The sequence below is a fragment of the Streptomyces violascens genome (assembly GCF_014649955.1).
Taxonomy (GTDB): domain Bacteria; phylum Actinomycetota; class Actinomycetes; order Streptomycetales; family Streptomycetaceae; genus Streptomyces; species Streptomyces violascens.
In genome coordinates, this window is the sequence record NZ_BMUA01000021.1 from 43,817 (window position 1) to 65,590 (window position 21,774).

Below are 21,774 nucleotides of genomic sequence, written 5' to 3' on the forward strand. Positions count from 1 at the left end.
GAGCACAGGTGTCCGGTCAGGCAAACGGCGACAGGACCTTGAGGGCGGCGGTGTGGATGCCGGGGGCGGCGGCCAGGAAGTCGCGGCTGCCCGTGTTCCAGGGCCTGCCCGCCAGGTCGGTGACGGTGCCTCCGGCCTCGGAGACCAGCAGCGCACCGGCGACCAGACCGGAGCGAACGTCGGAGAACTGCCAGAAGGCGTCCGTGCGTCCGGCGGCGACGTGGATGAGCTGCATCGTGGCGGGAACGGACACGCGCACGACCAGGCCGTTGATGAGCATGGCGGTGACCGAGTCACCGATCCGCCGGAAGGTGCGCTCGTCCTCGCCGGGCCTGGCCTGGCCGGTGCCGACGAGCGCGGCGCCCAGATCGGTCTTGGCGGACACCTTCAGGGGCCGCTCGTTGAGGCGGGCACCCCCGCCGGCGACAGCGGTGTAAGTGTCGCCGGTTAGTGGCAGGTGGACGACGGTGAGCACCGGCTGGTTGTCGCGGACCAGGGTGGCGGTCACGGCCCAGTCCTCCATGCCGTGAACGTGGTTGATGTTGCCCTCGGCGGGGTCGACGACCCACCACTCTCCCGACGGGAGCGCACCGCCGGCCAGCTCGTCCTCGGCCCACTGCGATCCCTGCCGGGCCCGTAGCAGCGGCTCGCGCAACACGTCCAGCACCGCATCGTCGTTGGCGTGGATCTCGGAGACGATCTCCTCCAGGCTCACGCCCCGGGCGTGCGGGGTGTGGCGGTCGCGCAGGGTGAGGCCTGCGGCCTTCACTGCGGCGGTCACCTCGGACAGGAGCGTCGTGCCGGCGGCGAAAGGCATGGCTGTGCTCATGATGGGCTCCCTGGGATTCGATGTGGGCGGGCGGTTCGTCGCGCACCTGCACTTCGAAGGTAGGCCCCCTAGTCATTAACAACAAGTGCATGCTATTCAGCTATAGAATTACCACCATGCAACTGGATCTGAATCTGCTGCGGGCCCTGGACGCACTACTGGAAGAGGGCAGCGTCGCCGGCGCCGCAGCACGCCTCCATGTCACCGCACCGGCGATGAGCCGCTCTCTGAGCCGCATCCGCAAGGCCACCGGTGACCAGATCCTGGTCCGCACCGGCCGTAGCATGGTTCCCACCACCCGCGCACTGGCTATGCGGGCCCAGGTCCACACCCTCGTACAGCAGGCCCACCAGCTTCTTTCCGCGCAGCAAGAACTCGACCTGGCAGCTCTGGACCGGGTGTTCACCGTGCGCTGGCACGACGCCCTGACCGCCGCCTGCGGCACCGCCCTGATCACCGCCGTCCACCGCCAGGCTCCCGGCGTCCGGCTGCGGCTGTCCGCCGAACCCGGGACGGACGACGCCGAGCTGCGCCGGGGCGAGGTCGACCTCGAATCGAGTTCCAGCGCTCCGGCGCTCCCCGACATCCGTCACCGCCTCGTCGGCACCGACCGGCTGGTCATCGCCGTCCGACCAGGCCACCCCCTCACCGAAGGCCCCCTGAGCGTCGAGCGCTACGCAGCCGCCGAACACCTCACCGTTTCACGACGCGGAAGCCTGCGCGACCCGATCGACGACGCCCTGACCTCCCGCGGCCTCGAACGACGCGTCGTCGCCGCCGGGCCCACGGCCGCCTTCGCACTGCAACTCGCCTTCGACACCGACCTGGTCGTCACGCTGCCGCACGCGGCCACCCGCGCAGCCCGGGAACAACTCGGCCTCGCCAAACTGCCGCCGCCGCTCCCGCTGCCCGAGGTCCCCCTGTACCTGCTGTGGCACCAGCGCTACGACGACGACCGCGCCCACACCTGGCTGCGAGACCTGGCCACCGAGACCGTCCAGACACTGTTCACGCCACCGACCGCCGCCTCCCAACAGCCCCTCATGACCGGACCGGGCAGTGACGAGTACGCCCGGGAACAGGCCCAGGGAAGCTGACTCCCGTTGTCGAGCACATCGCCTATTCCTGCGAGGCCAGGACGACCCGCTCAATCCTCGCCGGAGGCGTCCGGGTCGCGCGCAGCGGGCTCAGGCCGCCGCCGGGCAGATCGGGAAGCTGGAAGGAGTCCTCGTCATGGACATCAAAGCCATCCGCCCGCAGGTGGTTCACCGGGGTTCCGCCAACACCGTGTGCCATCCAGGCAGTTCGAGCGCCTCAGTGAAACCGCTCGCCACGACAGCGGCTCCACCAGTCAGCCCGCCGTGGCCTCGGCGGTGTTCTCCCACCAGCGACAGCTCAGCCAACGACTTCACCGGCTCGTCACCGCACAGAACGGCATCGACCAGCTCGAACAGCCGATCGGTCGGCTGCGCACGATCACGAACGGCATCGCCGTGGAAGGCCGCTGCGTACGCCGCTACTCAAGCCAAGGCAGCGAGGGAAACACCTACTGGCATCACGTCCACGGCTTCACCACCCTCGAAGGCCAGTACCTCGTATTCGAAGAGGACGCCATGCTGCTCGCGCAGGGTGACACCGTCACCGTCCGGTACCGGCCCGACAACCCAGCCCGGACAGCGCCATCATGGGGCGCGGGGGAAGCTGGTCACCGTTGTTCGGCAGCCTCTTCGGCATCCTGATCAACGGCATGTTCACACTGCTGGGCGTGCTGTTCGTCTTCCTGAGCTTCGATCAGTAGAAGTACTCCGGGCCGACCTCACCTCACGGACCGTACCGGTGCCCGCCGACTCCTCCCAGGCCCGGGAGTTGATCCGGCGGAGACGCTCAGCACCTGGCTCGGCGACCATCCCGGGGTGGAGGTCGTATGCCGGGACGGCTCACCGGCCCCGACAGGGCATCACCGCCGGCGCACCGGACGCGCTACAGGTCAGCGACCGCTTTCATTTGTGGCAGGGGCTGTCCAGGCGGGTGCAGGAGATCGCCACCACCCACCGGGGCTGCCTGCCCGCCGCGACCCCCGATCCCCAACCTGTCACCCCTGAGCCTGCGGAGGCCAGGGACCCGGAGGCGACCGGTACTCCCGCCAGACGGCACGACGCGACTGTTCGAAGCGGTGCACGCGGTGACCGACACCGCCTCCGGCCGCAGCTACCACGCCATCGGCCGCGAGCTCGGACTGAACCGACGCACCCTGCGCGAGTACGCCCACGCCGCCACCGGGCGGGAGAGCATCCGGCGCCGCTACCCACGCAGGCCTTCACCGCTCGACCCGTATCTCGGCCACCTGCGCAGGCGCTGGGACGAGGGCGAGCACAACGCTTTCATCCTTCACCAGGAGATCTGCCAAGGGCTACCGGGGCCACTACCAGCAGGTGAACCCTGCCGTTCAACCCCTGCGTCGTGGCCTCCCCTTGGACGCCCCCGATCGGCTGCGCGATGGACTGGATCGCCTTTCTGCGGGCCGAGACCCTCATCGCTCTCTGCCTGATCGCCGTGGTCGTCACCCGTGTCAGCGCCGCCCTCCACCTGGACGACATCCACACGGCGTGACGTCTTCCAGCACGGGGTTCACGGCATTCAGGGCCCGGTCTCGAATGCGGGTGGTTCGAGGCCCTTGAGGCAGCCGGTGTTCGGCGCTGTCGGAGTGTCGAAGAACGAGATGGTGATCTCTTGTCCGCACTTCGACGTCGCGAACACCACGTGGGGCTCGTAGGGGACCGTGACGACGGTTGCGCGGCTCAGCGTGCGGGCGACGTACGGCCCGTTGTCCGCGCCGGTCTGGGCGTCCCAGCCGCCCGACAGGGCGAGCGTGGGGATGTCGCTGCGCGTGACGTCACGGATCGAGCGAGGTGCAGCGGGGACGTTCCAGGCCTCGCAGTCCGGGCGGAGGAAGGTGAGCTGCGGAGCCTGGGCCAGTACCGAGCGCGGGAACGACGGGTAGGTGTCCTCCCCGCCCTTGAGCGCTTGGGCCTCGGTCTCGTACGGCGTCCACTCACTGCAGAAGACGCCGTAGGCGAGACCGTGGGAGGCACTCCCGATGGCCTGGGGGGCGAGCCTCCAGCCCGCCCACTGCTGGGCGATCCGCTGCGGTTTGCCGTGGGCCAGGTCGTCGAGGGAGCGGGGTACCCCAGGTGCGGCGTGGGTGGCGGTGGCCATCCAGGTCACCAAGGCTCCGCCGTCCAGCACGACCTTCACCGGCTTCGGTTGGCCCTGGACCGTGACGGTGGTGGTGACCGGTTTGGCTTCGAGGTCACGGACCAGGCGTTCGAAGGTGGCCTTCAGGTTGGGATAGCGGCGGTTGCACACCGGCCGCTCCGCGCAGGCCTTGAACAGACTGTCGGCACCCTCCCGGAAGCTGCTCCAGGCCGTGGCCGAGCCTGCCTTGGAGGGCGGCAGGATGCCGTCGATCCCGACCGACCGGAGTCCTTCCGGGTGCAGGCGCATGTACGTGAGCGCCAGGTGGGTTCCGTAGGAGATGCCGAAGAGGTTCCACTCCTTGAGGCCCAGCGCGGTGCGCAGGTCCGCGTAGTCGGCGGCGCTCTCGGTGTCGTTGTAGGCGCTGAGGTCGGCCCCGGTGCCCGCCAGCTTGTCACGGCAGACCCGCGTCGCATCGACGTGCGCGCGCCCGGTGGACGGCGCGTCGTAGACGAGGCCGATCACGCGCGCGTTGAACTCGTCGACGTTGGGGCAGGTGAGCGCCGGATCGGCCGAGTACGTCCCGCGCTGGGACATGAAGATCACGTCGCGGTCGCGGTTCAGGCCGCCGTCGATCGCCATCTTCGCCTCGCCGACCGCGTCGTCGCCGGGTCCGCCGGCGAGCCACACGATCGGGTCGGGTTTCGGTTTCTCGGCCGCGGCTGCCACGATCGCGACACCGAGCTTGATCCTTCGGCTGTCGGGCTTGGCACGGTTCTCGGGTACGGCGAGTGTTCCGCAGCGCGCTCCCTTGAGCACGGCAATCGGTTCCGGCGTCTTCGGGCAGGGACCGGGCTCGAAGCGGGCGTCGCCCACCGTCCGGGCGACCGTGCCGGTCGCCGCTCCGGTGCTGGGCCCGCTGCTCGCGTCGGTACCGTGCTGCGCGTGGGAGGGCGTCGCGAGCAGGCCCGTGATGAGGACCCCGGTGGCCACCGCGGCCGACCTGGCGTGGAGCCGTCGCCCGATGCCGTGACGACGCGTCGCGTGGTTGAGAGCCATCTGTCCTCCCAGTCACTTCGGGACGATCGTGAACGCTTTCGGTGTCACGCCGGCCGCGCAGCCGGTGTCGGGCGCGGTCGGGCGCGAGAAGAACGAGGCCAGGATCTGCTGCGCGCAGGGCGACTGCGGGACCACCCAGTGCCCGATTCCTGGGATCACCACGGAGGTCGAGCGAGACAGCGTACGAGCCGCGTCCTCGGACAGGCTCGCCCCGGTCTTCGTGTCGAACGTGCCGTGGATGACGAGCGCCGGTACCGCGCTGGTGGTGGCCACCCGCTGTGCGGCGGTGCGGTCCGGAACGTTCCAGATGCGGCACACGTCGTACTGGAACGGAAGTTGCGGTGCCTGGGCCAGGACCGTGTCGGGCCATCCGGGGAAAGCCTTGCGCCCCGCGTTCAGCAGGTCGGACGGCGAAGAACCCGGCACCCACTCGCTGCACGCCACCGACTCCGACAGGCCGTGAGCGGTCATGCCGACGTTCTGTACCGAATCGGCCGCGCGGGCCTGCGCCACACGCTCCGGACGGCCCCGGCTGAGCTCGTCGAGCGCCGCCGGAAGGTCGGCAGGCTTGACGGCGTTGGCGACCAGCAGGTTTAGCAGTGCGCCCCCGTCGATGTCGACCTTCACCGGGTCTCCCCCGTGCGGCGGCTTGGCTTTGAGCACCAGCGGATTCGCCTCCAGCCTGCGCACCTGCTCGTTCAGCGTGCGGGGAAGGTCCGGGTAGCGGCTCTTGCACCGGGGCTCGGCCGCGCACACGTCGAGGATGCCGTCGATCCCCTGCCGGGCGCTCCTCCAGGTCACCGGCAGGATGGTTTCCTTCGGCGGTGTGATCGAGTCGATCGCCACCGCGCGAATGCCCTGGGGGTGCTCGCGCAAGTACGTGAGGGCGAGGTTGGTGCCGTAGGAGTAGCCGTAGACGTTCCACTGCTTGAGGCCCAGTGCAGTACGCAGGTCGGCGAAGTCCGCGGCGTTCTCAGTGGTGTTGTACGCGCCCAGGTCGATTCCCTCGGCCGCGAGGCGGTCGCGGCACTTCTTCACCGCGTCCAGCAGGGGCCGTTCCGACGCCTTTGCGTCGTAGCGGAGGCCCACCGCCTGCGCGTTGTACCGGTCGATCTCCGGGCAGGCGAGGTTTGGCTGCGCGTAGAGGTTTCCGCGCTGGGCCATGATGATCATTGCGCGGTTCTTGTTCAGGCCGGAGGCGACCAGGAACGGAATGTCGTCGAACGTGTCGGCTCCGGGGCCGCCCGCCATGAACACCACGGGGTCCTCGCCGGCCTTTGGCACCGTGGCGGGAATGACCGCCACAGGCAGCATGATGGTCCGGCCGCCGGGGCGGGCGCGGTTCTCGGGGACCTCCAGCGAACCGCACTTCGCACCGCTCAGCGCCTCGATCGGCTTGGGCGGCTTCGGACAGGAACCGGGTATGAACCGCGACGAAGCGGTCGGACTGGGGACGCGTGGTGACGCGGCACTGCTCGGTGTCGCGCCGCCGAGCGCTGCCAGGCAGACCAGGGTGACCGCCGCAGCCGCCGCGTTCAGGGTGTGCTTGGCCATGTGTTCTCGTTCCTCTGCCGAAATCAGCGGCTGCCCCCGGCCAAAGCCGCAGCTGGTGGGGTGGAACGCACCTTCTCGACGGTACCGGGTGCCACGCAGGCGCGCATACGCAGGTCCCGTCGACGACAACGGCAACGGCAACGGCAACGGCAACGGCAACGGCAACGGCAACGGCAACGGCAACCAGAACGCCGGCTGCGGCTGGCAGTCGTGGCCGGCCCGGCGCCGGGTCATCACCAAAAGCGACAACTTCCTGCCCTTCAGCATCCCCGGCACCTGGCGGCAGAAAGGACCGGTCGTGACAGCGAAGCCGACCGGGCCGGCGGCGGATCGGCTCCCCGCCGAAGAACGGGCCGACGCCGCGATCCCGCGGGGGCGAACTGTGCCACGCCCCAGACCTGGGCAGCTGGTAACCTTCGCCGCTCCTCGTCCACCAGCTCCTCGCACAGGAGCGCCAGTTCCCCCGCCCGCTTCTGGGGTGTCTCGACGATTCGCTCCCGGCCGCGCGGTTCACAGCGAGCGGCCGGCCCGGACCCGTGGTCAGCCAGTGTCAAGGAGGACGGCGCGGTGCGGTCCGGCTGGTCAGCCGCCCTTCAGCCGCCGGCGGTGGCTGGTCCTGAGTCCACCAGACGTGCGCGAACCACTCGACCACCAACCCCCGCCCAATGGGCCAGCACCACCAAAACGCGTCACTGCCCTGTAACGGGTCCTCGCCGACGGCACCACCTCGCTGAGAGTTCAGGGCGCCGCCTGTCTGGTCCCGCTGTCCGCCCAGCCAGTCAGCCGGATCGTCGCATGACGGCCGACGATGTCCTCCGCGACGGCTCGCACGTCGCACCCCGGCTCGGCGACCTGCCCACCCCGGTGCCCGAGCCGGTCGCCGACCTCCTGCTCGACTGCCTCCAGACCCTGCCCGCCAACACCCCCGCCATCACCAGAACTCGCCCTGGCTCATCCCCGGCCGCCGGGCGAGCCAGCCCATGAACCCCGCCCACCCTGTGCGACGCACTTCGCGAACTCGGCATCGCTGTCGAGAAAGGCCGCACCTCCGCCATCCGCCAGCTCGTCCTCCAGGCACCGGCCCCCGTCATCGCCCAAGCACTCAGCTACCACGACAAGAGCACCACCCGCATCGCACCGAAGCCGGAGCCCCTGGAAAAACTACGCGCCCGGCAGCCACAACCGATGAAACGATCCGTGCAGAACCTCACCGGAGGAGACAACAGCCCGATGTCCGCCAAACGCTCGCTCACGCGCGCACTCTCCAGATTCGCGCAGCCCTTTGGAAGCCGCGATGGCCAGAGGCCACGCCCGCTTGTCCTCTTGCTTCTGGAAGGCACCACACCCGAAACAGTGCGGACAGTGGTGGAAGAGGTGATCCGGGAGGTGACACCTGACGCGGCTTCGACGGACATTGATCTCATCTCCGACCTCCCCTGGCCTTCGGATGCCCGGGCCGCTCTCACCGCCATAGCCAGCGCGACGGGAGCTCGGGAAGGGGAAACCGCCGTCGTCCTGGACCTGACGGACGAACGGCAACGCGAATGGTTCATCACCCTGGTGCCGCACACCATCTCCGCGGAGATCTGGGGGCCGACGAGATCAGGAGTCTCCTTCTCCGCAAGCGACACCGGATCGGCGATCAGTTGGCAGTTGCCCGCCGAGCGGTGGGAGAGGGTCCGTGCACGTCTGCGGCACCGAGGCATCGACCCCGACACCGCAGTACAAAGTGCCACCTGAGGCCGCCCCTGACAGATACCCACGGTAATCGGAGGCAGCGCCAGCATTCGATTACAGGTCTCTTGATCACCGACTCGTACCAGTACCAAGCCCGCCCGGGGCGGCATCAGTTGTACTCCCGCCTGCCCCCTCGCACCGCGGGAGGGGTGCCGGGGATGCTCATAGGGCACCCCGGGATCACCACCTGATCGACAGACCCGCCGGTACTTCTACAACAGAAACAGCCCAGCCTGCCCCGTCCCCTGCCTGCACCCCAACCTCCTACGGCTATCGCGTAGAAGACACCTCATGCAGTTCGACCGTGTCCTATGTGGTGAGGCAGATGTTGACTCAACATAGGGCGAGGTGAGTTGAGTTGGATTGTTCCCGATGGCTTGTGGGGGATCTCCAGGCCGTTGATTCCGCAGGAACGAGTGCGGCCGCAGTATGGCAGAACGGCGAACACGCCTGATGAAGCGGTGTTCGCGGCGATCCGGCCCAGGCCGCTGTGGTGGCGACGATTACCCAACGGCTGCGGCTGCTGTCGGCCGGAACGGTGGTGTGGGCCGCTGACGAGACTCATCTGCACCTGCTGCCCCACATCCGCTTCCAGCTGGAGCCTGCCCCGCACGCGGCCGAGTCCGGGGTGCCCCTGATCTGGCGGAGTGCCCATGTCCGGACACCCCGGCTGGTGACGCGAGGTATTCGTAGGGCTTGGTCAGTTGGTGCGGGGCAGGGAATGTCGCGGTGACGGGTGGGGCAGGCGCCGGTTAATGCTGTCACCTGGCCGGGGGCGGAGGGACGGTCCGTACTTGCTGGACGGTCTTGCGGGGTTGCGCCTGTCCAGAAAGAGCACACGTGTCACGGCCGACAAATGCCTTCCCGTGCGGCCTCGCCGGCAGGACCCTGATGCACGCATCCACTCACGCACACGTCTCAGTGCTCAGCGAGGGAGGATCATGAAGAACCGATATCGGCTCGTGATGCTGCTGACGGGCTTCGGGCTCGTGGTCGGCGGTGGACTTGTCACCCAGTCGTCATCGGCAGGCGCAGCACAGCCACCCACCGTCAGACAGCCCACGCAGCCCACCCTGGTCAGCAAAAGATCCATCAGCACCACGCCACTGGCGCAGACCAACTGCTGGTCCGGGGTGAACGATGAACAACTCCTGACTTGGTACGGCGCCCCGGTCACCCCCTCACAGCCCGTCGCGGTCTCCGCCTCCGAGGGCCAAATGTACGCAGAAGGCGCCGGCGACGCCCACGTCTACGCCGAAGGCGTCACGGTACTGAACAGCGCGATCCAGGTCCGGGTCCACACCGGCTGGGGTGCCCCGCTCTCCATCTGCCTCCACTACGTCGGTTAGCGCGACAGGGTCTTGATGCATCGAGTGCACACAGGGCCCCGTCAATCCTCAACATTCGCTATTCCTGGCCCGGTTGGGATCAGAACAACGTCGGCTCCAACCCGAAAGGAGTGAGTACATGACTGATCAGCAGCAGACCCGTCGCAAGGTCATGAAGGCGGCAGGAGGAGCGACCCTTGTCGCCGGTGCGGCACTACTGGGTACCCCCGCCGCCCGCGCCGCCGCCTCGCACAACCAGGCGCGGGCCGCAGCAGGTCTTCCCATTCCCGACCGCGTGACGGCCTACCAGGACAACTGGCGCTTCTGCAACTACTGCTTCAGCCTCTGGTGGAACGGCGCGCCCACCAACGGCGCGTGTGCCTCCAGAAACTCCCCCGATGGCCAGCACCACGGTCCGGGCAGCTGGAACTTCTTCCTCCCGGCCAACCCCGCCGAACACATCTGACAGGAAGGAGGGGAAGGAGGGGGCAGCACATTGCTCCCTCCTCCCGAACGGCACCGACGGAGCCCGTCTCCACCCCCACGCCGGCCTCCAGCCCTGCGGCGGCCGCTCCGCCGACCTGCGCCGCCGCGGTCACCGCAGCCCAGGTTCTCCAAGCCGATACGCAGCGCAAGCCGGGACCGTGGCCGGACGAGATCATTCCCGTGACTGTCCCAGCCCGCTCCGGACCCAGAAGGTCGGCCGTGCCTTGAAAAGATCCGGGACCGTCGCCTCAAGGGCGACGGCGTGCACCAGGCCATGCTCGACATCGCCCGCCAAAGGCTCCTCACGTGGAGGTCGAGGAGAGCCGCGACGTAAGCGCGGTGATCTCGGCCTCGCGCTCGCCGGAGATGGTCGCACCAGGGGTGGGCACGTTCAACTGGGAGGCGAGGACGGGCAGGTCGGTGAAGCTGATGTGGTCGGATCCTGTGACGGTCGGCCGGCGCTTCCGGTCGTCGAATGGCTGTGTACGCGGAGCCTCCATCGAGGGCTGCTTTCGCGCCTGCCTGGAACACACCGCCGCGCTCACGGCGCCACGCTGATCCGCCTCGCTGAAATCGCTGCTCAACGAGTGGATGGATGCGCCTCGTGATGATCAGTCAGGTCACCTGCGGTCCGTCTGGCGTTGTCAGGGGCGTCGGCAGGCGTGTTGCCGTTCGAATGACTGGGGAACGCGCCCGGACAGTTGATGATGGTCCCGTCTACGGCAGGAGCCCTCCCTGCGGGTGGTGGCCGCCGGACCCCGTGCCGGACCCATGAGAGTGAGACCATGAACCGCAGTGTGCGGCTGGAGAGTTTCGACCACGTGCCAGTGGGAAGCGGCGTCGCGATCGTCGCTCGTTCGTGGACACACCCTGAGCGCGGCCGAATTGACTGTCCGGCGCATCCGATGCTGGTCGCCGCCGCGGAACGCGCCGGGGTGGCGGTCCGGTCGGCGGACCTGGATGTTGGTCTTCCTGCCACGTCTCGGGCTCCGGGCATGGGGCGGCTCTTCGCCTTGTCCTATCAGGCCCCGGAGAAGCACCACCTCGGCCTCGCGATCGCCGCGCATCCCACAGACAGCCGAGCGGCGGCCTGGGCACGTGAGGAGATCACTCGGTGGCGCCCAGCCCTGCGCACCCGGCGGGTCCTGCTCCTCGGTCCGCTGGCTCGGGCAACAGCCGGCTCCCCTCGGCCGGCCTCTCCTGTGACAGCGGGAGTTCCGGCTCAACCCGGAGTTCCGGATGCGCTGTGGCGAGCCTGCGGCTGCCCGGTGCGGAACCGCTGCGATGCGGTGAAGGGCGCTGCGGCGGCTGTCCGCTCCTACCTGGCCAGCGGCGACGAGGTCCTGCTGGTGGGCGAGCCGGTATCACCCGCCGACGCTTGCGTCACTCCGACCGTGGGCCAGGACGGCGGTGTTCGAACGGTCCGTTCCCCGCAGGACGCCGCCTGTCTGCGCGTCCGGGACCAGAACCGGCTCGCTTTCGTCGTCGCCCCCGGCAGCGCCACTGACCAGATCGCCGGGATCCTCGGGGTGTTGCGCACGCGGTTTCCGCGTTTGCGGGGGCAGCACCCCGACGGGTGGTGCTACACGATGACCGACCTTCTCGCCACGTCCCGGTCGGTGCTGGCGGAGAGCGACACGGTGCTGCTGGCCGGGGACGCTGAGACGCCGCACACTGCGGCGGTGCGCGCGAGCGGCTGCGGCACCCCGGCCCACCGCATCCGTGGACTCAATGACCTGTTCGTCCACCACATCGACGCGCCCACGATCGCGCTCACCGGCTCGCACACGGCGGTGGGCGAGTTGGTGCTGCGGGTCCTGTCCGGTCTTGGCCCGCTGAGCACCGTCGAGCGGACCACCCGCACGCGGGTGGGCGGCGAGTGCGTCGCGAGTGCCGTGGCCACTGGGAACAACGGGGCGGTTGGCCGGTCGGCCGACTGAAGGGGCGTGGACCTCCGTACATGCTGGTGGCAGCCGTGCGCCTGCCGCTTCAGCTTCTGTAGCGCAGCTGCCTCAAGTAGAGCGCCTGTTCGAGGAGGGACCCGGCCGTGCGGTTGCGGCGATGGGGCCGCAGGCTCGCCACCTGCGACTTGAGCAGATCATCGGCTCGCGCGCTGGCGATCTGCGGATAGAGGGCGAGGAATTCGGCCCAGGTGTGACAGGCGAGATCCAGGTGACCGAGGCTGAGTTGGGCCTCCGCCAGGTGCGCCAGCGTGATGGCGCGCGAGCGGTTCTCCCCTTCGGGCCGGTACCGTAGCGACAACTGCAGTTCCCTGACTGCCCGCTGGTGATCGTGCAAGCCCCTGGCGACGGTGGCGTGCTGCAGCGCAAGGGAGGCGGGGTGGTACGCCCCGACCGGAGCCCACGCCGAATGAGCCGACTCCAGTCGCTGTTCGGCGGCCGACAGGTGATGGTTCGATGCCCTCAAGTCCCCTGCCACTGCCCTCGTCACCGCCAACTGACCAAGGAGGAAAGCTTGTTGGGGCGGGGAGGCGTGCGGGATGCCGAGATGCACCGCCTGGGTGGCGAGGCGGTCGGCGTGCTGGAAGTGACCGAGGGCGTGGGCCTGGACGCTCAGCCCCCGCAGGCCCACGGCGTACCCGGCCCGATCGCCCCCCTCGTGAGCCAGGGACAGGGAGGCGAGGTAGTACTGCTGGGCCTGGGGGTGCAGATTGGAGTCGAAGTGGGCGAATGCGCAGAGGTAGGCCATCTGCGCAGTGGCGGTGCACAGTTCCCTGCGAAAGCGTGGCTCGGCCGGAGCTCGCAGCCAATCGGTCACGCTGGTGGCGAGGAACCGGCGCAGGGGTTCCAGCACACTGCCCGCGCCGAAGGCGGCGTCATTCTGTGAGAACACCGACAGAAGGGTCTGGCAGACGGAGATCTGCTCGGGACCGACGGGTACCTCGCGCCCGGAGAGCTTCGACGCGCTGAGAGAAGTCCCTTGGGCCGGCCACGTCGGCACGGTCAGCGACGTGAGCGAGTAGACGCCGCTCCGGGTGACGCTGCCCTGGCCGGGCGGCTGGTCCAGGTGCTCCAGCATCGCCGCCACGTCACCTCCCCAGGGAACCGAGCCTTGATCGATGGGCGCGGCATGTGTGGGGTTCAGCCCGATGTCAACCACGTTCACGGGTCTGCCCAGGGCTCGGGTGAGGACTTCGGCCGCGAGTTCGGGAGCCGGCGAGCGAGGGCGGGTGCCCTTGAGCCAGTGAGCCACCGCAGTCCGGTCATAAGTCAGGTGCCAACCCTGCTGTGCGCCCTCTGCGTTGATCTCGCGGGCCAGACGGGCCCCGGTCCAACCCGCTTCCGCGAGAAGCCGGCGCAGTGGCTGATTGGGAGGCTGCCTGGGTCTCGTGTATGGCGACATGTGGCCCCCCTTCCCGAAGTTCAACATTCGCTTCGGTTCAACATCTTGCCGCTCGCTGCACTGCGTCTTGGAGAGTGCAGTCGAGCACTCTTCAGAGTGAGGCCGGAAACGGCGTCGCGGCAGGGCGCGCAGGGGCTTCTCCCGTGCGATGAATTCCGCCCCTGGCGCATGTGCGATGCGAGTTCCCTCCGCCGCGCCCCCGCGGCATTACAACAGTAAGGCCATGTCATGCAGTTTTTCGAAACATTGAACGTCCGCACGGCTCAAGGCCGTTGTGGCCTGGAAGATGTGGATAGCGTCACCGGCCTTCCCTGTACGGTGGCCGGCCTGGTGGCCCGGGTGTTCGGCACTCCGGTGGTGTACAGCGCGCGCCATCGGGACGGCGGTCCGTCGAGGTGGAGGAAGTACGGTACGTACGCGCCGAACCCGACGGGACTCGCTGCCCCGTTCGCGCCTCTGGGGGAGACGAAGGCGACTCAGTGCGCCACACAGGGGGGCTCGGACGCTGCATCTGACGCCCGTCACGTGCATCTCTTCCCGGGGCAAGGGGACTTCCGCCTGACGCCGCTGCTGCGCGCGAGCGGTCCGCTGCGCAGGGCCGCCCGCGAAGTGTTGGAGGAAGTGGACCAGGTCTCGGCCCGCCACGGGCTGCCGCTTCTGGCGCCCTGGCTCCTGGGCGCCACGCCCCCCAGCGGCCGCGACCTTGCGAAGGCGCCGCCGGGCGTGATGCAACTCGCCCAGTTCGGGGCGTCCTTGGCCGTGCACCGGGCGCTGTGCGAGCGCTTCGGGACGCCGGATGCGGTGGTCGGCGTCAGCTTCGGGGAGATCGCCGCACTGACCGCCGCGGGCGCGTTCGAGCCGGCCGAGGGCGCGGAGATTGCCTGGGAGCTGGGGAGGATCCTGATCGGCACCTGCCCCGGCGGTCTGACTCTCCTGGGGTGCGGCGACCGTGCGGCCTGTTCCCTGCTGTCGCGCGCTGCCGCCCAGGACACCGCCGTGGCCTGTGTCAATGACGATCGGGAAACCGTCGTCAGCGGTCCCGTCAACCAACTGCAACGGGTCGAGAAGGCTGCCGCGGGGCGCGGGGTCGAAGCGGTGCGGCTCCGGCTGCCCTTCTCCTCCCACCACCCCGCCCTGCGCCGCCAGTCGGAAGAGTTCACCCAAGCGGTCCGCCGTCATCCAGCACGGCCCACGAGGTGCATGGTGGTGTCCGCCGTCGCCCGCCGCTGCTACGTACCCGGCGAGGACTTGGCCGCGCGGCTCGCCGACTGTCTGGTGCTGCCTGCCCACGTTCCGGATGCCGTCACCCTGGCCGCCGCCCACCTCTTGCCCGGCCAGGCCCTCCGGCTCTACGAGGCCGGCACCGGAAGCGCCCTGAGCCAAAACGCCCGCCGCATCCTGGCCGGACGGCCCGCCACGGTCCACGCGCCGCTGGCCGACCTCGGCTTCTTCTCGTGGTGACGCCCCTCCCCGCCCGAGCCCCGGAGACCCCCCATGCCCACCAGCCCCTTGCCCTGCCCCTCCCCGTTGAACACGCTGGTGCACGGGACGTGTCCGCCACCGTTCCTCGACGCCCTCCACCATGCCCTGAGTCACGACCCGGCGCCGGACGGCCCCACTCCGTACGACAGGGACGCTCATCTGACGCACCGTCTGCAACGGTTGTCCGAGAGTCTGCCCGCCGCCCGCCGCATGCTCCGGGCCCCGGAGCAGCTCGCCGCGCTCATCGCCTGGACCGCCGCGGCCGAGCCGGCCCTGTGCATGACGCTCATCAACCACACGCTCCTGGGCTTGGGGTCCATGACCCACCTGGCCCCCGACCACGCCCCGCTGGAGAAGAAGTTCGAAACGCTGGAGTCGGCGCGCGCCAAGTGCTCGTATCTGATCACCGAGGTCGGCAGGTCCAACAGCCATCTGGCCGTCCGCACCCGGGCCGTGTTCGAACCGGAGACCCGTGATTTCGTCCTGACCACTCCGGATGCGGAGGCGGCCAAGTTCTCGGGCACGGCCGCTCACGGCATCCCGCGCGTCGGAGTCGTCCTGGCCCGCCTGATCGTGGCAGAGGAGGACTGCGGTGTCTTCCCGTTCGTGGTGGACCTCACCGACGGTTCCGGTCCGCTGCCCGGGGTGAAGATGACCGCCCCGGTGGAACTCGGCGCCCTGCCCCTGGACTACACCCTGATCCGCTTCGACGGAGTACGGCTGCCCTGGGAGCACTGGCTGTGCGACGACGCCACCCTCGGCCCGAACGGCCTGTTTCACGACCCCCTCGGCTCTCCCGACCGGCGTCTGCAGCGCACCCTGTGCGTGGGCCAGGGGCTGTGGGGCACCCTCCCGGCTGCGGCCGCCGCCCTCGCACGACAAGCCGGGGTGCTGGCCGTCCGCTACGCCAGGGGGCGCCGCACCCAAGGCCGGCTCGCGCCCGGCACACCGCTCCTGCGCTACCGCAGTCAACAACACGCGGTCCTGGGCGCGATGGCCGACGCGTTCGCCCTGACCTGCGCCGCCTCCCGGGCTCTCGGGCTCTGGTCCGGCTCTCTGATCGGCGCCGCGGACAGCGGCCCGGCCGACGGCGGCGACACGATGGCCTTCGCCCCCTGGTCGGCGGTGAACCGGCCGCTGTCCGCCTACAAGGCCCACAGCATCCGCGAAGCAGCCCGCGTCATCGACCTCTGTCAGCGCCACTGCGGATTCGCGGGCCTGCTCGACACCAACCGTCTCGCCGCCTACCGAGGCTTCCTCCAAGCCTTCGACCCGGCCGGCGGCGACAACCAGTTGATCTACTACGACGTCGGCCGCGCCCTCGCCGACGAGGCCCTGCCTTCGGCGGACACCGGCCCCTTGCCACCCGCACCAGACCCGCAGTGGTGGCCGGCCGTGCTGAGCCGCCACACCCACCGGCTCTCGCACCGCCTCAGGACGCGACGCGACGCGCTGGCCACGGCCGGCCCGCACGCCAGGGACAGCTTCGAGGTGTGGAACCCACTGCTGGACGAGGCCGCCGAACTCGGCACCGCCTATGCCGCCCGCCTCGCGGCCGACGACGTCATCCGCTCCCTCACCACGGTCACCGACGCCGAAACCCTGGCCGTCTTGGAGCCGCTCGCCGCGCTGCACGGCGTCCTGGCCGCCCGCAGGCAAGCCGGGTCCCTGCTCGCCGCGGGGACCCTGGTCCCCACCGACCTGGACGAGCTGCCCCACCTCACCGACCGGCTCTGCGACGCGATCCTGCCCCACCTTCCGCAACTGGAGGACGCCTTCGCGCTCCCCTCCGACATCGTCCGCGCCCCTTTGGGAGCCGAAAACTACATCGAAGCCCTCGCCCAGAACCTGAACTGGAAGAACGGTGCCCCTTCATGAACCGCTCCCTGTCCCACAGCCCCATCGGCATCCGGGGCATGGGCAGTTACCTGCCCCAGGACATCCGCTCCAACGAGGAGGTCGCCCGCCGGACCGGGGTGACGGCAGATTGGATTCGAGAACGCACCGGAGTACGCGCACGGCACGTTGCCGCGCCCGACGAGGCCGCCTCCGACCTCGCGGCCAGTGCCGTACGGGCGGCCGCCACCGCCGCCGGCATCGACGCGGCCGACATCAGCCTGCTGATCTGCGCGACCTCCACCCCCGACGAGCTGGGCCCCGCCACCGCCTGCCGCGTACAGGCCCTCCTCAAGGCCGAGCACGCGGTGGCCCTCGACGTCAGCGCGGCCTGCTCCGGATGGCTGTTCGCCATCAAGGTCGCCCACGACTGGCTGCGCGCGGACCATACACCCCGCTACGCCGCAGTTGTAGGGGTCGAGGTCTACTCGAAGTTCCTCGACCCCGAGGACCGGGCCACCTCGGTGCTCTTCGCCGACGGAGCCGCAGCCGCCATCCTCGGTCCGGTCGGCCCCGACGAAGGATTCCAGGACTTCGACTTCGGCTCCGACGGCACCCTCGCCGACCAAGTCCTCATCCCCGCCGGCGGTAGTCGGCTCCCCGCCGACGCCACCACCCTGGCCGACAAGGGCCACTGCATCCACATGGACGGACGTTCCGTCAGCCACTTCATCAGTGCGACCTTCCCGCGTCTGGTGCACGAGTCCCTCGCCCGCAACCGCCTGTCCGTGAGCGACATCGACTGCCTCGTCGCCCACCAGCCCAACCCGGTCCTGCTGCACCGGTTGGGGCGGCAACTGGGCATCGACATCCCCACCCTCGTCATCGTCGGGGACGAGGTCGGCAACATCGGCGCGGCCAGCGCCCCCTATGCCTTGACCGCGGCTGCGGGCCGCCACGCTCTCCGCCCCAAGGACCGCGTCCTGATCACGGTCTTCGGCGCCGGCATGACCTGGGGCAGCGCCCTGCTCACCTGGAGCGGTGCTCCCGCCGTCCGTATCGCCCCCACCAGGAGCAACCTGCCCGAACGAGAAAGGCCCCGGTATGACCACCTCACCCAGCGCCCTTGACCACTTCCGCCTCGACGGGGCACGTGCCCTGGTCACCGGGGCCTCCCGCGGCATCGGCAGGGCCACCGCCCTGGCTCTCGCCGACGCGGGCTGCGACTTGGCCCTCTCAGCACGTCAGGTGGACGCCCTGCGAGATACCGTCCACATGGTCGAGGAACGCGGCCGCAAGGCAGTTGCCATCCCCGCCGACCTCACCCGGCCCGGCGCGCCCGGCACCGTCGTCGACCAGTCCGCCGCTTTCCTCAGCGGACTCGACATCGTTGTGCACAACGCCGGTACCCTGCCTACCGCGGACGACGGATCCCCGGTCGTCACACCCCTCCAGGCGTCCGAACAGGCCCACTGGGACCACGTCATCGCCCTGAACCTCAACGCCACCGCCGCCCTGTGCAGGGCCGCACACCGATACCTGGCCGACTCCGAGCGGGCCAGCCTGATCCTCATGTCCTCCGTGGCCGGCCTGGTCGGTACCCCCATGATGGAGGCCTACGCAGCCTCCAAGGCCGCTCAGATCTCGCTGGCCCGCAGCCTCGCCGTCGGCTGGGCCCGCCAGGGGATCCGCGTCAACGCCCTGTGCCCCGGCTGGACGCGCACCGACATGACCGAGTTCGCCGCGACCACCGGCCCGCTCTCCGACTGGCTGATGGCTCACGTCCCGCTCGGCCGCTGGGCGGAGCCCGAAGAAGTCGCCCACGCGGCGCTCTTCCTCGCCGGTCCCGGCTCAGCCTTCGTCACCGGCCACGCCCTCGTCCTGGACGGCGGACTCGCCGTCGCCGACGGAGGGCTGGCAGGCATCCCCAAACCGCCGTCCCCCTTCGCCGCCTGACCCCTCCCATCGGAGGCACCCGTGCGCTTCGACGACTCCACCGCAGTGATCACCGGCATCGGCTCCTGCCTTCCCGACCACATCCTCAGCAACGACGACATCATCGCCGCCGGCGCGCTGGCCACCAGCGACGACTGGATCCGCACCCGCACCGGCATCGACAAACGCCGCCGCGTCGCACCCGGCCAGACCACCGGCGACCTCGCCACCGGGGCCGGATCCGCTGCCCTCGCGTCGGCCGGAAACCCTCGGGTAGACCTGGTCATCCTGGCCACTTCCACCCCCGACCACCCCTGCCCGGCGACCGCCCCATGGGTCGCCCACCGCCTGGGGCTGGACCAGGTCCCCGCCTTCGACCTCGCCGCCGTCTGCTCCGGATTCCTGTACGCCCTGGCCACCGCCACCGCCTCGATCCGCGGCGGACTGTGCAGGAGCTGCCTGGTCATTGGTGCTGACACCTACTCCACCATCATCAACCCACACGACCGGGAGACCGCAGGGTTGTTCGGTGACGGCGCCGGGGCCGTCGTCCTGAGCGGCGGTGCCGCAGACACACCGGGCGCGATCCTGGCCGCCGACCTCGGATCCGACGGCGACAACCACCACCTGATCAACATCCCCGCAGGCGGCTCCCGCCACCCGCACCAGCAGCCCCCGCCCGGGCCCGACAGCCACTACTTCCACATGCGCGGTCGGGAGGTCTACGCACACGCCGTACGGCACATGACGCGCTCCACCCAGCAGGTCCTCACGACCGCGGGATGGGCCACCCACACCAAGTGCGCCTTCATCGGACACCAGGCCAACCAGCGCATCCTCGACTCCGTCGCCGACCGCCTCGGCGTGCCGCCGGCCCACCGCTTCGGCAACATCGGGCGCCTCGGCAACACCGCCGCGGCCTCCATTCCCCTGGTGCTCGCGGACCCAGCAACCCAACAGGTCCTCAGCCCCGGCGACCGGACCGTCCTCACAGCCTTCGGCGGCGGCCTCACCTGGGCTTCCATCGCCCTCACCTGGCCGGCCGTCACGCCCCGCACCGCCCCGGCGAAAGCCCACCTCACGGCCGCCGCCACCCCCAACCTCGAAAGGAGTCGGCGATGAACGCCGTCCTGACCCACCTCACCACCCTCCTCACCACCAAGTTCGACGTGCCCGCAGACCTGGCCACCCCCGCCGCCACCCTCGCCGACCTCGAACTGGACTCGCTGGCCACTGTGGAGCTCTACGTCACGCTCCAAGAGCACTGGGGCGTACCCCTGGACGACAACGACGCCACCCCCGACCGCACCGTCGAAGAAATCACCCGAACCGTCACGGCCCTGCTCAGCGGGCAGAACCAGCCGGCGTCGGGACGCGGGGCCGTCTGATGGCGTGCCCCATCGCCGTCACCGGAATCGGACTGGTGACACCAGGTGGCATCGGGACCGCCGCCACCTGGAAGGCGGTGTGCGGCGGGTGTTCCACCGCACGCACCGACCCCCAACTCGAAGGTCTCCCCGTCGACTTCTCCTGCCGAGTCCCCGGCTTCGACGCCGACTCGGTGCCCGGCATCCGCCAACCGTGGCGCTACGACCGGTCCACGCAGCTCCTGCTCGCCGCCGCCGCTGAAGCCCTGCGCTCGGCCCACCTCGATCCCGCAGAGTGGGATCCCTCCCGTGTCGCCCTGGTCGTCGGCTCGGCCGCCGGAGGCATCTCCACCCTCGAAACCCAGTACCGCAAATTCCTCGACCACGGCCCCCGGAACCTGTCCCCGCTCACCCTCACCGGCTACCTCCCGAACATGGCCGCCGGCCACCTCACCCTCGTACTCGGCATCACCGGACCCGCCCTCCAGACCTCCACCGCCTGCGCCTCCGGAGCCAGCGCCGTCATCACCGCCTGCCTCCTCCTCGACGCCGGTCTGTGCGACATCGCACTCGCCGCGGGCTGCGACGTCATGACGACCCCCTTCTGCGCCGCCGCCTTCGCCAAAATGGGCGCCCTGTCCCGGCGCACCCACGACCCGGAACGCGCCTCGCGCCCCTTCGACCGGCACCGTGACGGATTCGTTCTCGGCGAAGGCTCAGCCGTGATCGTCCTGGAACGCACGCCCCACGCCACGGCCCGTCAGGTATGCCCCAGAGCCCACGTCGTCGGTCACGCCACCACCAGCGACGCCCACCACGCCACCACCCCACATCCCGAAGGGCGCGGGCTGCGCAGCGCCGTCCTCCAGACGCTGCGCGCCGCCGACGCAGCCCTCGGCGACGTCGACCACATCAACGCCCACGGCACGAGCACACTCCTCAACGACCGTACGGAAGCTGCTGTCATCCGTACTCTGTTCCAGTCCCGCGAGCCGTCGATCACCTCGGCCAAAGGAGTGCTCGGCCACACCATGGGAGCGGCTGGCGCCATCGAGGCGGCGCTCACCGTCATGTCCCTCGAACAGCAGGCGGTTCCGCCCGTCGCCAACTTCACGGAGCCCGACGAGGCGGCCGACGGCCTCGACCTCGTCACGGGCCATGCCCGCCACCAGAACCTGCGGCTGGCCCTCAGCCACTCCCTCGGCTTCGGCGGCCACAACACCGTCCTCGCCTTCGCCTCCGTGCCCTGACCACATGGCCCACCCCGGCGAGCGTGTCTGAAAGATCGTTTTGACTGACGACCTCGTGCCCGGTTGGCCGTGGCACGGGAGCGTTCTTCTTGAACGTGCGATGGGGCGGAGTCACCGCCCGTCCGGCGGTCTGCGCGCCCATCCCCTGGTAGTCGGCGTCCGCGAGCACCGCTGGCGACAATCCGGTGACCCGGTACTCCGCCACCATCAACCCACGTGCCCCGGCCCCCACCATGCTCAGTTCAACGCGCTACTCGCGCAACGAGCCACGGCCGGCCGTGCACGAGGTCGTCAGGGCAGCGTAGGCCGAGTTCAGTGTGAACGGTCCATCGCGGGGAACGACACAGCCTCCA

General features: G+C 69.8%; 21 protein-coding genes and 2 pseudogenes. 17 read left to right on the forward strand and 6 right to left on the reverse strand.

The features are described from left to right. Positions 1–16 precede the first annotated feature (16 nt). The gene (locus IE206_RS30815) at positions 17–829 is read right to left on the reverse strand and encodes an inositol monophosphatase family protein (protein WP_189967884.1); all 813 of its coding nucleotides are present in this window, start codon (positions 827–829) and stop codon (positions 17–19) included. A 116-nt stretch (positions 830–945) separates the two neighbouring features. Between IE206_RS30815 and IE206_RS30820 the strand changes: the two genes are divergently transcribed. Next, on the forward strand, positions 946–1,926 hold the full coding sequence (locus IE206_RS30820) for a LysR family transcriptional regulator (protein ID WP_189967886.1): 981 nt from the start codon (positions 946–948) through the stop codon (positions 1,924–1,926). Positions 1,927–1,948: 22 nt separating this feature from the next. On the opposite strand, the gene IE206_RS30825 is transcribed toward IE206_RS30820, so the two are convergent. Further along, entirely contained in the window at positions 1,949–2,125 is a 177-nt protein-coding gene (locus IE206_RS30825; protein WP_189967888.1) for a hypothetical protein, read from the reverse strand. A gap of 197 nt (positions 2,126–2,322) precedes the next feature. On the opposite strand from IE206_RS30825, the gene IE206_RS43655 reads away from it, so the two are divergent. Further along, entirely contained in the window at positions 2,323–2,568 is a 246-nt protein-coding gene (locus IE206_RS43655; protein WP_444545516.1) for a DUF3592 domain-containing protein, read from the forward strand. 721 nt (positions 2,569–3,289) lie between these two features. Beyond that, complete coding sequence (locus IE206_RS30835; protein WP_226599134.1) at positions 3,290–3,439, forward strand: DUF8686 domain-containing protein; 150 nt, start codon at positions 3,290–3,292, stop codon at positions 3,437–3,439. A gap of 27 nt (positions 3,440–3,466) precedes the next feature. Here the strand turns inward: IE206_RS30835 and IE206_RS30840 are convergent, their stop codons facing one another. Together IE206_RS30840 and IE206_RS30845 are read right to left on the reverse strand one after the other, a co-directional pair. Further along, positions 3,467–5,083, reverse strand: coding sequence for an alpha/beta fold hydrolase (locus IE206_RS30840; protein WP_189967892.1), 1,617 nt, complete (start codon positions 5,081–5,083; stop codon positions 3,467–3,469). A gap of 12 nt (positions 5,084–5,095) precedes the next feature. Continuing rightward, a complete protein-coding gene (locus IE206_RS30845) occupies positions 5,096–6,904 on the reverse strand; it encodes an alpha/beta fold hydrolase (RefSeq protein ID WP_226599135.1) in 1,809 nt (602 codons plus the stop codon). A gap of 528 nt (positions 6,905–7,432) precedes the next feature. On the opposite strand from IE206_RS30845, the gene IE206_RS30850 reads away from it, so the two are divergent. The 6 genes and pseudogenes from IE206_RS30850 to IE206_RS30865 all read left to right on the forward strand — a co-directional run bounded on the left by IE206_RS30850 (position 7,433) and on the right by IE206_RS30865 (position 10,168). Next, a complete protein-coding gene (locus IE206_RS30850) occupies positions 7,433–7,621 on the forward strand; it encodes a hypothetical protein (RefSeq protein ID WP_189967894.1) in 189 nt (62 codons plus the stop codon). A gap of 213 nt (positions 7,622–7,834) precedes the next feature. Then, positions 7,835–8,377, forward strand: coding sequence for a hypothetical protein (locus IE206_RS30855; protein WP_189967896.1), 543 nt, complete (start codon positions 7,835–7,837; stop codon positions 8,375–8,377). Between the two features lie 335 nt (positions 8,378–8,712). Beyond that, a pseudogene (locus tag IE206_RS42725) lies at positions 8,713–8,883 on the forward strand (IS5/IS1182 family transposase); the annotation flags it as partial. Continuing rightward, positions 8,841–8,963 (forward strand): annotated as a pseudogene (locus IE206_RS43465) (IS630 family transposase); the annotation flags it as partial. The pseudogenes IE206_RS42725 and IE206_RS43465, both read left to right, overlap by 43 nt. A 352-nt stretch (positions 8,964–9,315) precedes the next feature. Continuing rightward, on the forward strand, positions 9,316–9,723 hold the full coding sequence (locus tag IE206_RS30860; RefSeq protein ID WP_189967898.1) for a hypothetical protein: 408 nt from the start codon (positions 9,316–9,318) through the stop codon (positions 9,721–9,723). Between the two features lie 118 nt (positions 9,724–9,841). Beyond that, complete coding sequence (locus IE206_RS30865; protein WP_189967900.1) at positions 9,842–10,168, forward strand: hypothetical protein; 327 nt, start codon at positions 9,842–9,844, stop codon at positions 10,166–10,168. 322 nt (positions 10,169–10,490) lie between these two features. On the opposite strand, the gene IE206_RS30870 is transcribed toward IE206_RS30865, so the two are convergent. Continuing rightward, complete coding sequence (locus IE206_RS30870; protein ID WP_189967902.1) at positions 10,491–10,688, reverse strand: hypothetical protein; 198 nt, start codon at positions 10,686–10,688, stop codon at positions 10,491–10,493. Between the two features lie 789 nt (positions 10,689–11,477). Between IE206_RS30870 and IE206_RS30875 the strand changes: the two genes are divergently transcribed. Continuing rightward, a complete protein-coding gene (locus IE206_RS30875) occupies positions 11,478–12,128 on the forward strand; it encodes a hypothetical protein (RefSeq protein ID WP_189967904.1) in 651 nt (216 codons plus the stop codon). Positions 12,129–12,177: 49 nt separating this feature from the next. Here IE206_RS30875 and IE206_RS30880 read toward each other — a convergent pair whose 3' ends face one another. Continuing rightward, positions 12,178–13,578, reverse strand: a complete 1,401-nt coding sequence (locus IE206_RS30880) for a tetratricopeptide repeat protein (protein WP_506005483.1) — start codon at positions 13,576–13,578, stop codon at positions 12,178–12,180. A 498-nt stretch (positions 13,579–14,076) separates the two neighbouring features. Here IE206_RS30880 and IE206_RS30885 point away from each other — a divergent pair, with 498 nt between their 5' ends. From IE206_RS30885 to IE206_RS30915, 7 genes are all read left to right on the forward strand, one after another. Beyond that, positions 14,077–15,012 carry an acyltransferase domain-containing protein gene (locus tag IE206_RS30885; protein WP_226599136.1) on the forward strand — a complete coding sequence of 312 codons (936 nt, stop codon included), beginning with the start codon at positions 14,077–14,079 and terminating at the stop codon, positions 15,010–15,012. Between the two features lie 201 nt (positions 15,013–15,213). Continuing rightward, the gene (locus tag IE206_RS30890; RefSeq protein WP_189967910.1) at positions 15,214–16,911 is read left to right on the forward strand and encodes an acyl-CoA dehydrogenase; all 1,698 of its coding nucleotides are present in this window, start codon (positions 15,214–15,216) and stop codon (positions 16,909–16,911) included. Beyond that, entirely contained in the window at positions 16,908–17,999 is a 1,092-nt protein-coding gene (locus tag IE206_RS30895; RefSeq protein WP_189967913.1) for a 3-oxoacyl-ACP synthase III family protein, read from the forward strand. The genes IE206_RS30890 and IE206_RS30895 overlap by 4 nt, the downstream gene beginning before the upstream one ends. Beyond that, positions 17,974–18,825, forward strand: a complete 852-nt coding sequence (locus IE206_RS30900) for an SDR family NAD(P)-dependent oxidoreductase (RefSeq protein WP_189967915.1) — start codon at positions 17,974–17,976, stop codon at positions 18,823–18,825. The genes IE206_RS30895 and IE206_RS30900 overlap by 26 nt, the downstream gene beginning before the upstream one ends. Positions 18,826–18,846: 21 nt before the next feature. Then, positions 18,847–19,926 (forward strand): beta-ketoacyl-ACP synthase III, encoded by a 1,080-nt coding sequence (locus IE206_RS30905; RefSeq protein WP_189967917.1) that lies wholly within the window; start codon positions 18,847–18,849, stop codon positions 19,924–19,926. Beyond that, positions 19,923–20,192: an acyl carrier protein gene (locus tag IE206_RS30910; RefSeq protein WP_189967918.1), complete on the forward strand. Its 270-nt coding sequence runs from the start codon at positions 19,923–19,925 to the stop codon at positions 20,190–20,192. The genes IE206_RS30905 and IE206_RS30910 overlap by 4 nt, the downstream gene beginning before the upstream one ends. Beyond that, complete coding sequence (locus IE206_RS30915; RefSeq protein ID WP_189967920.1) at positions 20,192–21,421, forward strand: beta-ketoacyl-[acyl-carrier-protein] synthase family protein; 1,230 nt, start codon at positions 20,192–20,194, stop codon at positions 21,419–21,421. Before IE206_RS30910 ends, IE206_RS30915 begins: the two co-directional genes overlap by 1 nt. Positions 21,422–21,774 lie beyond the last annotated feature (353 nt).